At 49.3% G+C, this 11,229-nt stretch carries 13 protein-coding genes; 4 read left to right on the top strand and 9 right to left on the bottom strand.

Annotated features, from left to right (window positions below; translation table 11 throughout):
- Positions 1-334 precede the first annotated feature (334 nt).
- From K7X24_RS17265 to K7X24_RS17240, 6 genes are all read right to left on the bottom strand, one after another.
- Complete coding sequence (locus tag K7X24_RS17265) at positions 335-1,096, bottom strand: amino acid ABC transporter ATP-binding protein (protein ID WP_161527826.1); 762 nt, start codon at positions 1,094-1,096, stop codon at positions 335-337.
- Between the two features lie 8 nt (positions 1,097-1,104).
- Positions 1,105-2,199: an amino acid ABC transporter permease gene (locus K7X24_RS17260; protein WP_224556141.1), complete on the bottom strand. Its 1,095-nt coding sequence runs from the start codon at positions 2,197-2,199 to the stop codon at positions 1,105-1,107.
- A 9-nt stretch (positions 2,200-2,208) separates the two neighbouring features.
- Complete coding sequence (locus K7X24_RS17255) at positions 2,209-3,387, bottom strand: amino acid ABC transporter permease (RefSeq protein WP_224556139.1); 1,179 nt, start codon at positions 3,385-3,387, stop codon at positions 2,209-2,211.
- A gap of 65 nt (positions 3,388-3,452) precedes the next feature.
- On the bottom strand, positions 3,453-4,478 hold the full coding sequence (locus tag K7X24_RS17250; protein ID WP_224556136.1) for an amino acid ABC transporter substrate-binding protein: 1,026 nt from the start codon (positions 4,476-4,478) through the stop codon (positions 3,453-3,455).
- Between the two features lie 374 nt (positions 4,479-4,852).
- Positions 4,853-5,518: an amino acid ABC transporter permease gene (locus K7X24_RS17245; protein ID WP_010300238.1), complete on the bottom strand. Its 666-nt coding sequence runs from the start codon at positions 5,516-5,518 to the stop codon at positions 4,853-4,855.
- A gap of 355 nt (positions 5,519-5,873) precedes the next feature.
- Positions 5,874-6,641 (bottom strand): amino acid ABC transporter substrate-binding protein, encoded by a 768-nt coding sequence (locus tag K7X24_RS17240; RefSeq protein ID WP_224556134.1) that lies wholly within the window; start codon positions 6,639-6,641, stop codon positions 5,874-5,876.
- A gap of 316 nt (positions 6,642-6,957) precedes the next feature.
- On the opposite strand from K7X24_RS17240, the gene K7X24_RS17235 reads away from it, so the two are divergent.
- Together K7X24_RS17235 and K7X24_RS17230 are read left to right on the top strand one after the other, a co-directional pair.
- Positions 6,958-8,103: an endonuclease/exonuclease/phosphatase family protein gene (locus K7X24_RS17235; protein ID WP_224556132.1), complete on the top strand. Its 1,146-nt coding sequence runs from the start codon at positions 6,958-6,960 to the stop codon at positions 8,101-8,103.
- A 68-nt stretch (positions 8,104-8,171) separates the two neighbouring features.
- Entirely contained in the window at positions 8,172-8,576 is a 405-nt protein-coding gene (locus tag K7X24_RS17230; RefSeq protein ID WP_180780655.1) for an ASCH domain-containing protein, read from the top strand.
- Between the two features lie 124 nt (positions 8,577-8,700).
- Here the strand turns inward: K7X24_RS17230 and K7X24_RS17225 are convergent, their stop codons facing one another.
- Positions 8,701-9,231 (bottom strand): hypothetical protein, encoded by a 531-nt coding sequence (locus K7X24_RS17225; RefSeq protein WP_130623279.1) that lies wholly within the window; start codon positions 9,229-9,231, stop codon positions 8,701-8,703.
- Between the two features lie 196 nt (positions 9,232-9,427).
- Here K7X24_RS17225 and K7X24_RS17220 point away from each other — a divergent pair, with 196 nt between their 5' ends.
- Both K7X24_RS17220 and K7X24_RS17215 read left to right on the top strand, forming a co-directional pair.
- Positions 9,428-9,616 carry a host cell division inhibitor Icd-like protein gene (locus K7X24_RS17220; RefSeq protein ID WP_130623280.1) on the top strand — a complete coding sequence of 63 codons (189 nt, stop codon included), beginning with the start codon at positions 9,428-9,430 and terminating at the stop codon, positions 9,614-9,616.
- Positions 9,609-9,800 (top strand): hypothetical protein, encoded by a 192-nt coding sequence (locus K7X24_RS17215; RefSeq protein WP_103971328.1) that lies wholly within the window; start codon positions 9,609-9,611, stop codon positions 9,798-9,800. The genes K7X24_RS17220 and K7X24_RS17215 overlap by 8 nt, the downstream gene beginning before the upstream one ends.
- 138 nt (positions 9,801-9,938) lie before the next feature.
- Here K7X24_RS17215 and fis read toward each other — a convergent pair whose 3' ends face one another.
- The gene (gene fis / locus K7X24_RS17210) at positions 9,939-10,235 is read right to left on the bottom strand and encodes a DNA-binding transcriptional regulator Fis (RefSeq protein WP_005975342.1); all 297 of its coding nucleotides are present in this window, start codon (positions 10,233-10,235) and stop codon (positions 9,939-9,941) included.
- A gap of 23 nt (positions 10,236-10,258) precedes the next feature.
- Positions 10,259-11,224 carry a tRNA dihydrouridine synthase DusB gene (gene dusB, locus K7X24_RS17205; protein ID WP_010300275.1) on the bottom strand — a complete coding sequence of 322 codons (966 nt, stop codon included), beginning with the start codon at positions 11,222-11,224 and terminating at the stop codon, positions 10,259-10,261.
- Between the last annotated feature and the right edge of the window lie 5 nt (positions 11,225-11,229).

Genomic DNA, 11,229 nt, shown 5'->3' with positions numbered 1-11,229 from the left:
AAGTGGAAAGCCTCTGTCGAAAGACAGGGGCTTTTTGCTATGCGCGTTTGGTATATGTTGTTTATACCTTACCTGTGGTAAAAGGCAGTCGGTATCTTGCGTAGATCAGGTAGACTATGTGATATCTGAATTAGATTTGCTCTCTGTGCATTTATTGCGGTGGATCCGGCAGATAACCTGACAGTCATGGAAGATGAGGATGTTTTTTAGGATGCAGAAACCTTCCTACTTTATCCAGTTCGCGTTAGTTATGTGATAACGCGAGCTGTGAGAGCCATCATAATGGCGATATTGGGGAAGGCCTGCGTAGGACACGCAGGCAGGATGCTTCAGATTAGTGCAGGATTTGTGAAAGAAATGCCTGAGTACGCTCTGAACGAGGGCTGGAGAAGAAGATATCCGGTGGGGCTTGTTCTACGATCTCACCTTGATCCATAAAGATCACCCGATCAGCGACGGTTCTCGCGAATCCCATTTCATGCGTGACGCAAAGCATCGTCATTCCATCCTGAGCTAGCCCAAGCATAGTATCTAGCACCTCTTTTACCATTTCAGGATCCAGCGCAGACGTCGGCTCGTCAAACAGCATAATCTTGGGCTTCATGCACAGTGAACGGGCGATGGCCACACGTTGTTGCTGGCCTCCAGATAGCTGCCCCGGAAATTTATGCGCATGTGCGGCGATACGCACACGTTCCAGATAGTGCATTGCCAGCTCTTCCGCTTCTTTTTTCGGCGTGTGGCGTACCCAGGACGGTGCCAGCGTGCAGTTCTGCAACACAGTTAAGTGCGGGAAAAGATTGAAATGCTGAAAAACCATGCCAACTTCAGTACGAACTTTTTCGATGTTGCGCAAATCATTATTCAATTCAATACCATCAACAACAATTCGCCCTGCTTGATGTTCTTCAAGATGATTAATGCAACGTATGGTGGTTGATTTACCCGAGCCGGAAGGGCCGCAGAGCACAATGCGCTCGCCTTGCCTGACCTGCAAATTGATGTCTTTGAGCACGTGAAATTGCCCGTACCACTTATTCACATTTTCTAAGGTAATCATGTGATCGGTTGATTGAGTGAATGCAGTCTGATTCATGGATGGCCTCAGTGTGACTTGTGTCCGGTGTTAAAACGATTTTCCAGATGTTGGCTATAGCGCGACATGCTGAAACAGAAAATCCAATAGACCATAGCGGCAAAAACATAGCCTTCCGTCGACATGCCCAGCCAGGTGGGGTCGACGGTTGCCTGCTGGATACTGCTGAAGAGATCGAAGAGGCCGATGATGATCACCAGACTCGTGTCTTTAAAAAGAGAAATGATCGTATTCACTAGGCCTGGAATAACCATTTTCAGCGCTTGCGGAAGGATGACCAGCCCCTGCATACGCCAATAGCCTAAGCTCAGGGATTCCGCGGCTTCATACTGTCCTTTGGGAAGCGCCTGTAAGCCGCCGCGAACCACTTCGGCGACATAAGCTGACTGGAATAAAATCACGGCAACTAATGCTCTTAGCAGTTTGTCGATAGTGGTGCCTTCCGTTAAAAACAGCGGCAGCATTACGGACGACATAAAAAGTACGGTGATTAGCGGTACGCCACGCCAGAATTCGATGAACACGACGGAAAGCATACGAACAATCGGCAGCGTGGAACGGCGACCTAATGCGAGCAAGATACCAAGTGGGAGTGCACCCGCAATACCCACGGCGGCGATGATCAGCGTCAACGTTAGGCCACCCCATTGATAGGTTTCCACTCTACTGAGCCCGCCAAAACCACCATAAAGCAACCACCAGGCGATGAGCGGATACGCTACTGCCCAGACGGTAAGATAGCGTCCGCGATAGGGGATGCTTTTTAGGAACATTGGCAGAATGCTGAGTAACCCGATGGCGAGTGCGAAGTTGATGCGCCAGACTTCCGCTGCTGGATACAGGCCATACATGAAATGACCAAATCTGGCGTGAATGAAGACCCAACAAGCGCCATCACGCGTACAGTCATTACGGGTTGTGCCGAGCCAGTTAGCCTGAAAGATCGTCCAATTGAGCAGCGGCGGTATGGCAACCCACAATAGCCAGAGGCAAAAAAGCGTTAACAGGCTATTGCCGATACTTGAGAAGAGATTACGCCGTGCCCACTGCATCGCTTTGAACAGAGGGGACTGACGGCCTTGCGTATAATGGTTCATCGTCATGACGTCCTCTTAGCGTTCGACTAACGCGATTTTGCGGTTATACAGATTCATCAGCAGCGAGATCAGCAGGCTGATAATGAGGTAAACCGACATGGTAATGGCGATGGTTTCAATAGCCTGACCGGTCTGGTTCAGCACGGTTCCCGCGAACAGCGACACCATATCGGGATAGCCAATCGCAGCCGCCAGTGATGAGTTTTTCACGATGTTGAGATACTGGCTGGTCAGTGGCGGAATGATAACGCGCAGTGCTTGTGGAAGGATCACTTTGCGTAGCGTAACGGGATTCGGTAAGCCGAGAGAACGCGCGGCTTCGTGTTGACCGTGGGAAACCGATTGAATGCCTGAACGAATGATCTCGGCAATAAATGATGACGTGTAGACCGACAGAGCGACGGTTAACGCCGCCAATTCAGGGATCAGCACCATGCCGCCGCGAAAGTTAAACCCTTTTAATTCCGGCATATCCCAGTGGAAAGCGGGACCAAAAATCAAGTGGCTGAGTGCGCACAGCACAAGTAACAGGCCTAACGTCAGTGGCCAGGTTTTGCGCGGTTGACCGGTTAAGGCGTGATAGCGCTGGTTACGTCGAAAGACGCGCCATGTCACGGCCGATACGATCAGCAGAGAAAGAAAAAATGCCGCTGCGCCCGGTCCCATTTCAGGGGATGGCAGATAAAAGCCTCGGTTGCTGAGGAATGCGACATCAAACGCGTTGATTGACTGGCGTGGCCCCGGTAGATTCCGCAGTACGGCAAAATACCAAAAAAAGATCTGCAACAACGGCGGAATGTTACGGAATATCTCAATGTAAATGTTGGATATTTTTCGTAGCAACCAGTTGTCAGACAGCCGAGCCAAACCGACAGTGAAGCCGAGAATTGACGCAAATACGATACACAATGCCGAAACCAGAAGCGTGTTGAATAACCCAACAAGAAAAACGCGGGCGTAGGTATCGCCTTGTTGATAGTCAATCAGGTGTTGAACGATGCCAAAGCCGGCGCTTTTATTCAGAAAGTCGAAGCCAGAGGTGATGCCCCTTTGCGACAGATTGGTCACGGTGTTGTGCAACAAGTAGGCTGCGACAGCCAATACCGCGATAACAACGACAATTTGATACAGCCAGGCGCGCACCGCTGGATTAGTCAGTGATAAATCACCTTTTACGGTTGGGCGTTGTAGCATGCTGGAACCTCGATACGGGGTACTGAGGGGCGCAGTAATACACTGCGCCCGGGTTGTTCTGATAATTAACGTACCGCTGGCGCGTACTGAATCCCGCCTTTGTTCCACAGTTCGTTCAGGCCGCGTTTAATTTTCAGTTCGCTGCCCATGCCGACATTACGTTCAAAGACTTCGCCGTAGTTGCCGACCTGTTTGATGATTTTGAATGCCCAATCGTTCGGTAATTTGAGATCTTTACCGTAGCTGCCTTCATGACCCAGCAGGTGAGACATATCTGGCGTGGTAGGTTTTGCTGCCAGTTGGTCGACGTTTTTCGAGGTCACACCCATCTCTTCAGCATTCAGCATGGCGAACAGCGTCCAGCGTACAATCGCGAACCACTCTTCATCGCCACGGCGTACCACTGGGCCCAGTGGTTCCTTGGAAATCACTTCTGGCAGGACGATGAATTCAGCAGGTTTGCTCAGCTTGATACGCAATGCGTACAGCTGTGACTGGTCTGATGCCAGCGTATCGCAGCGGCCAGACTCCAGCGCTTTGGCGCTTTCATCAGAGCGGTCGAATGTGACGGGGGTGTACTGCATTTTATGGGTTTTGAAATAGTCAGCGACGTTCAGCTCGGTATCAGTACCTGCCTGAATACAGACGGTTGCACCGTCCAGCTCTTTGGCGCTGGTTAAGCCCGCTTTGTTGTGCGTCAGGAAGCCAATGCCGTCGTAGTAGGTCACGCCGGTAAAGAGCATGCCCATGCCGCTGTCACGGGAAGACGTCCAGGTGGTGTTACGTGATAGCACATCGACTTCGGCGGATTGCAGTGCAGTGAAGCGCTCTTTTGCCGTCAGCGGCGTGTATTTAACTTTATTGGCGTCGCCGAATACGGCGGCGGCAAGGCCACGGCACACGTCAACATCAATGCCGGAGTATTTGCCGCTGGCGTCCGCATAGGAAAAGCCGGGCAAGCCATCACTGATACCGCATTGCACAAATCCTTTCTTCTGAATGGCGTCCAGCGTTGCACCAGCATGGGCTTGATTGATGGCGGCAAAGAGTGACGCGCCAGCAACCAGAGTAGAAATCACTATTCTTTTCATAATCATCCTAGCATCTAGAGTTATCTGCTGTTGTTGCAGTACACAGTTGTGTTGCGGTGCACCATACCTGTCTGTCGGGATGCCGACGTGAGCAGAGCGAAGCAAATAAAATGCCAATTTTCTATTTGCTTGATAATAAAGACGAAAGGAAAGGCTTATTGATCTAAGTGGGTAATTCTAAATAGGTATGTGCGCACCGTGACAAATGCAAAGAGGGTAGTGCGCCCTTTTTTGGTGCGTCAAAATGGAGAGGTCGAGGCACTTTCCGCCAGCATGCGTATTTGTAAGCTGAGAATTGCTCGTTAAAAAGTGATAAGTCGGGAACGCGGTAATGTGATCAGCCCAGCGGATGGCGTGGGCTGATGCAGGAGGTGTTACTGTGTGATGTGGCGCTGATAATATTTTTCGAGCTTAACCTGTAGCTGGCTTAGCACCGTGCTGAACATCAGATAAATCAGCGCAGCCTCAACATACAGAATCAAGGGCTCATAGGTAACCGAAACGATACGCTGAGCGGATAAAAACATCTCTGGCACGGTGATGACGGCGGCCAGCGATGTATCCTTGATTAAGGAAATAAACGTATTGGAGAGCGGCGGCAGCGACACGAAAACGGATTGTGGGAAGATGACCCAACGAATCGCCTGCCTTCCGTTCATACCGAGAGAATAGGCGGCATTCCATTGGCCTTTTGGGACAGACAATATTGCCCCACGGACGATCTCCGAGCTATAGGCACCCACGCTGATAGTGAAACCAATAAGGGCAGCCGGAAAGGCATCCAGAGTAATCCCCGCGCTGGGCAGCCCATAAAAAATCAGGAAAAGCTGAACCAATAATGGCGTTCCACGAATAACCCAAACGTAGAAATCACCCACCCATTTCAGCGGCTTTGGACCATAGAGGCGAACCAGCGCGATGATAATGCCGAGAGCTAAGCCAAAGATGAAAGACAGGATAGCCAGAGGGACGGTAAATTTCAGTCCCGCAGACAACAGGCTCCAAAAGGAGTCAGCCATGAGTTGTAGCCAAGGCGGCATGAAAACGAGCTCCGATAAAGATATGCTCTAATTACAGAGCGCGCTGATACCCGTCATACTTCAAGCTGCTTGTGCGTTGGCAATACTCGGCTCATCTCTGAACCTCGCCCGGAAGGGCCGCCGTAAACGGCGTTCAAATTGGCTTAGCCAATTTGTCCTTACTCACCCCAGTCACTTACTTTTGTAAGCTCCTGGGGACTCGTGCGGTTGCCGCGTTACAAGGCCATAAATGGGCCTTGCCCTAAAGGGTCAACGCATAGCGTTGTTCAAAACGCTAACGTTTTGTCACGCAACTTGAATTATTTAGGGTATATAACAGTCCTGTTTATAACAACGCGCTCTGGTAACAGTGCGATTATTGAGAAACATCCTCCCCGAAGTATCGCACAGATATCGTTTTATAGGTGCCGTCTGCTTTGATTTCATCCAGAGCTTTATTCAATGCTTCCACCAGTGGAGCCTGATTTTTACGTACCAGAATCGCGGAAGGCTCACCGTCCTTTGAGGTTGCCGCAATCTTCACGTTGGCATCCGGCTTCTGCTTTTTGAAATCCAGGAATGACAGGTTATCGTTCAACGTGGCATCGGCACGGCCGCTAAGAACCAGATCCAGAGACTGGTTAAAACCATCCGTTGGTACAATTTCCGCACCGTAGTTGGTGGCTTGCTTAGCGTAATTACTGGTCAGGCTCTGGGCAGATTTTTTGCCTTTCAGATCGCTGAAATCTTTGATAGTGGTGTTATCGCCGCGGACAACCAGCACCGCTTTGGAATCAATGTAAGGCTTGGAGAAATCATACTTAGCCTGACGCTCTTTGGTTACGCCAACCTGATTGATGACCGCATCGTAGCGCTTGGCATCAATACCGGCGATTAAACCGTCCCAACGTCCTTCAATGAACTGGGCTTTCACGCCAAGCTTTTCTGCCACCGCACGGCCAATATCCACATCGAAGCCAACCAACTGGCCTGATTTATCATGATAGGTGTAAGGCGCGTAGGTGCCTTCCGTGCCGATCTTGATAACCCCAGCGAACTTGATGGCGCCAAGGTCATCGGCATTAGCGAATACGTTGGTAGCAAGCAAGGCGCTGGTCAGTAAAGCAAAACGTATTTTTTTCATTATGAATTCCCTGTGAGTAGTGTGCAGTAATGCGCTTATAACTTTTGCTGATAATGAATCTACGCGACAACACATCTGTTTATAAATCACGTTGTGTGATGATTTATATCAGAAGTGAATATAGTACTCATGGCGTGCGTACTTTTGTCGCGAGCCTGACTTTTGTAGTGAATATAGTGCGTCTAACACGTTTTAACCATGTTGAGTTAAAGAACAAAAAGTCTATTGCTGTTGGGAATCCTGCCCAACTGTCACAATGGGCTTCTATTCTCAAAAGGACATCATTGCTTTTGCCACTACCCAGCAGGAGACAACAATGAAGATCCGTATCGCCAGCTATAACGTTGAGAACCTGTTCCATCGTACTGCGATTCTCAACCTCCCCGATTCGCAGCAGATCGATGCTTTATTGGAACAGGTCAGGCAACTTCAGCAACTTCTCGAACAACCCCAATACGATGATGCTCTGAAGGATAAGGTATTCCGCCTTTCTATCGCATTACGCCCTTATATTGATATCCGCACCGATGCAGGCACGTTGGGGCGATGGAAAAAGGAGGAAGATGGCACCGGATTTAGGATCAATAAAAGCTGCCGTGGCCGTGGAGATTGGATCGGTGAAATCGTGTTCAAATCTCAGGAGTTCAGCAGCCAGCAGCGTAAAAATACGGGCAAGGTTATTACTCTGCTTAACGCCGATATCCTATGCGCTGTTGAAGTCGAAAACATGGACGTCTTGCGTGACTTCAACAGTCAGGTGCTGGGGAAAAAGAAGTTTAACCAGTTCGTGATGATCGACAGCCCGAACGATCCACGCGGCATTGATGTTGCCTGCCTGACGCGTTACCGGATTGTTCAGCTCCGCACACATATTTTTGATGCCGGAAAACAGTTTGACCCCGTCTTTAGCCGCGATTGCCTTGAGGTCACGCTGGATGCTGGCCTCAAACAGCCGATTTATATCCTGTGTAACCATTTCAAAAGCCAGAGCGGTCAAACGGAAGAAGAGCGACAGCGTGGAGCACAGAAGCGGCGTGACCAATCTGAACGTGTCGCAGAGATTGTCCAACTGACTTACGATCTCAAGAAGGACTACGTGGTCATTCTCGGTGATTTGAACGAGGATTCGTCAAACCCCTGGCAAAGTCTGGCTCCTCTGTTTTCCCTGTCGGACTTACACCCGGTTATCGACCCTGAACGCCCGGAAAAAGAGCGCTACACCTACTATTTCTCCGGGGGAAAGAAGGGCGCGCGGTTAAATCAGCTGGACTATATTTTCCTATCTGCACCGCTGCATCAGGCGGTGGTGGCGTGGGGAATCGAGCGTCGTGGGATTTACAATATCGACAAGATTGCCGCCAAAGAGGGCGCTGAACCGGTGATGCCACTACCCGAAGTGACATCATGGGACACCGCTGCGTCCGACCATGCCGCACTCTGGGTGGAAGTGGACATTACCTGATGGTCGCTTTAAGGCTATGATTGCGTAATAAAAGAGAGCAATCATAGCCGTATAAACCGAGGAAGATGATGAGTCATAAACAAGGATTGGAAAAGTACCCAGACGCGCTGCGCTGGTCATTTGGCGACAGTCCCGAGCTGGCGGATGAGCTGCTGCAACTGGTGCGGGAAGGGCATAAAACGGCAACCTGTAGTTCGTACCACGCATTCAAAAACGAGCAAACGCCGCAGGTCGGCGATTACAACATCGTTCTGGACGGTGCCGGACAGCCTTCCTGCGTCATTCGCACGCGCTCGTTAACGCTGGTGCGCTACTGCGATGTTACCGCTGAGATGGCGGCGAAAGAGGGCGAAGGCGACAAAAGCCTGGCTTTCTGGCGTGAAGGCCATCAGACATTTTTCGAACGAGAAGGCACTTTCGCCCCAGATATGCTGCTGGTGTTTGAAGAGTTTGAGCTGATCGAGGTGTTTTGATTCTGGATTAGCCGCTGCTTAATCTGACTGATTTTTGTAACAGCGGCGGTTAAAATAGATAGTCGGATGGGGATCCTACGAGTTGTTGCGGATCGAGAGTCAAAAAGCGCGTTTTTGATGGTGCTTATACTCTTAGGTATCTGAAAATTTTTGATAAAACGCTTTTAACCTTGCCTACTTCGTGAAACCCATTTTTCTTAATTGCTGTTGTAACCTTAACACCATGAATAATTGGTGGCTTATCATTGAGATGTAAAAAAAACCGACCAATAACTGTTCTATTATTACCCTCTGATATATAAAATTCTCCGTTTAGCTCGATAAAACTCCAGTCATCCTTTTCCTCCATGGTGAGATAATATTCAGGTTTTTTCTCTAAAGCATAGATATTTGTTACAGCGCGCTTTAAAGGTTGACACGCAACTTCAATGTTGGAAATATCCCCTTCTGATGTACCTATTACTGGTTTTAGCTCTCCCCACGTTTTTCCTCTATAATTTATATGGGTCGTTCCAACTACCTTCGATAGGTCTACACTAGAAATCTTAGCTGGTTCAATAAGAGAAATTTCCTGTTCATCAAGATAACGTAAAATATCGTTGGCAAATGAAAGTGTTGATAAATCCATTTCCTCTATACAAGTCTTTAATGTCATTTAAAATAACTCTATTCAATGTAGAGATAACGAAAAAATATAGGGGCGACTAGACACACAGTCGAGATACTACTGCTGACGTCCCAACCCATATAGTGGCTGACACCTTGAGTGATTCAAGGTTAAAAATAGCGAAGCTCGCAGATGCTACCAACACCTACGAGCCTCTAACCACAATGTTATTGGAGCTAACACTATGGCTGATATCAAGTCTACCCAAACTCGCCCCGAATTTCAGTATCGCTTTCTTGCTTTGGGAATATCCTCCCAACGTGTCGTTCATATTATCGCTACCACAGAACATCAGGCGCGGGAGCATTCCCCTGATGGTCATGTCATGGTCTTCGCTGGTCGCCTGCCTGTTCAGGAGGTGCGCCATGTTTGATAACACGCCGTTAGAGCCAGAAGAAGCACTCGATCAGTGTCGTGCGCTGGCTTACGCCATTGTTGAATTGAATAATCCAGAATCGAAAGAGATTTTAACGTTCGTGTTAGCAGAGCGATTAGATAACCTGCACCGACTCTTTCATGCATCGGAAACGGATCAACAAGAAGGAATGAGTCATTAACAGCGGGTTCCTCTCTCACAGACGTCACCGCTCAGCATGTCCACGCTAAGGCCGTTGTTGCCTTAATAAAAGGCAAAGAAAAAGGCGCTTAACCAAAAGAGGTAAAGCGCCTTTTTTCAAATGCTTAACTGATTAGTATCAGTTCATGCCGTATTTTTTCAATTTCTTACGCAGAGTACCGCGGTTGATGCCCATCATCAGGGCGGCGCGGGTTTGGTTACCGCGGGTGTATTGCATCACCATGTCCAACAGTGGCTGTTCAACTTCAGCCAGTACCAGCTCATACAGGTCACTTACATCCTGACCGTTCAATTGAGCAAAATAGTTCTTCAGTGCCTGTTTAACCGAGTCGCGCAGGGGTTTTTGGGTTACCTGAGCCTGAGAGTTTACAGTGGAAACGGTCAGTACGTCAGAATTCACGCGTTGTTCGAACATAGTTCTGTCAGCTCTTTTTCTGTTTACGCAAGATTTTCAAAATATGCCTTCAACGCCTCCAGCTGCTCGCTGGCATCCTCAATGGCGTTGAATGTGCGCCTAAACTGGTCGTTTGGGGCATGCTCCTGGAGATACCAGGATACGTGCTTACGAGCGATACGAAATCCCTTGCCTGGACCATAAAAGTCGTGCAATTCCCGTATGTGCTCGATCAACAAGCGCTTAACCTCTGCCAACGGCATCGGTGCCAGCAACTCCCCTGTGTCCAGATAATGCTGGATTTCCCGAAAGATCCAGGGTCTTCCCTGAGCGGCTCGTCCTATCATCAGGGCGTCAGCCCCGGTGTAGTCAAGAACCGCTCTGGCTTTATGCGGGTCTGTAATGTCGCCATTCGCAATAATAGGAATGGAAACGGCCTGCTTAACTGCCCGAATGCTGTCGTATTCGGCGAAACCATTGAACAGGCACGCACGCGTGCGTCCGTGAATGGTTAACGCTTGAATCCCACAGTCTTCAGCCAATTTGGCAATTTCTACACAGTTGCGGTGCTCTGGTGCCCAACCGGTTCGGATCTTCAGTGTCACCGGTACGTCTACCGCTTTCACTACCGTAGAGAGGATCTGTTTGACCAAATCCGGATACTGCAACAATGCAGATCCTGCCATCTTGCGGTTCACCTTCTTCGCTGGGCAGCCCATATTGATGTCGATGATCTGTGCGCCGGAATCAGCGTTGATTCTCGCTGCCGCCGCCATCTCATCGGGGTCACAACCGGCAATCTGCACGGCTCTGATACCCGGTTCATCACTATGTACCATTCGCAAACGCGACTTGTCTGAACGCCACACTTCTGGGTTAGAAGAAAGCATTTCAGACACGGTCATTCCAGCGCCCATCGCATGACAGAGTGCTCTAAATGGGCGATCGCTAATACCAGCCATTGGGGCTGCTATCAAGCGATTACTAAGCTGAAATTGTCCAATGTGCATAGACA

Origin of the sequence: Pectobacterium versatile (assembly GCF_020166435.1) — a bacterium.
In the GTDB taxonomy this organism is placed as follows: Bacteria; Pseudomonadota; Gammaproteobacteria; order Enterobacterales; family Enterobacteriaceae; genus Pectobacterium; species Pectobacterium versatile.
This window is presented reverse-complemented; position numbering and strand designations above follow the sequence as displayed.

Bases quoted from the DNA above. Each gene is read 5' to 3' on its own strand.
- K7X24_RS17225 (WP_130623279.1), bottom strand. From the start codon at position 9,231: ATGACATTAAAGACTTGTATAGAGGAAATGGATTTATCAACACTTTCA.
- K7X24_RS17230 (WP_180780655.1), top strand. From the start codon at position 8,172: ATGAGTCATAAACAAGGATTGGAAAAGTACCCAGACGCGCTGCGCTGG.
- K7X24_RS17215 (WP_103971328.1), top strand. From the start codon at position 9,609: ATGTTTGATAACACGCCGTTAGAGCCAGAAGAAGCACTCGATCAGTGT.
- K7X24_RS17255 (WP_224556139.1), bottom strand. From the start codon at position 3,387: ATGCTACAACGCCCAACCGTAAAAGGTGATTTATCACTGACTAATCCA.
- K7X24_RS17245 (WP_010300238.1), bottom strand. From the start codon at position 5,518: ATGCCGCCTTGGCTACAACTCATGGCTGACTCCTTTTGGAGCCTGTTG.
- K7X24_RS17240 (WP_224556134.1), bottom strand. From the start codon at position 6,641: ATGAAAAAAATACGTTTTGCTTTACTGACCAGCGCCTTGCTTGCTACC.
- K7X24_RS17220 (WP_130623280.1), top strand. From the start codon at position 9,428: ATGGCTGATATCAAGTCTACCCAAACTCGCCCCGAATTTCAGTATCGC.
- fis (WP_005975342.1), bottom strand. From the start codon at position 10,235: ATGTTCGAACAACGCGTGAATTCTGACGTACTGACCGTTTCCACTGTA.
- K7X24_RS17265 (WP_161527826.1), bottom strand. From the start codon at position 1,096: ATGAATCAGACTGCATTCACTCAATCAACCGATCACATGATTACCTTA.
- dusB (WP_010300275.1), bottom strand. From the start codon at position 11,224: ATGCACATTGGACAATTTCAGCTTAGTAATCGCTTGATAGCAGCCCCA.
- K7X24_RS17260 (WP_224556141.1), bottom strand. From the start codon at position 2,199: ATGACGATGAACCATTATACGCAAGGCCGTCAGTCCCCTCTGTTCAAA.
- K7X24_RS17250 (WP_224556136.1), bottom strand. From the start codon at position 4,478: ATGAAAAGAATAGTGATTTCTACTCTGGTTGCTGGCGCGTCACTCTTT.
- K7X24_RS17235 (WP_224556132.1), top strand. From the start codon at position 6,958: ATGAAGATCCGTATCGCCAGCTATAACGTTGAGAACCTGTTCCATCGT.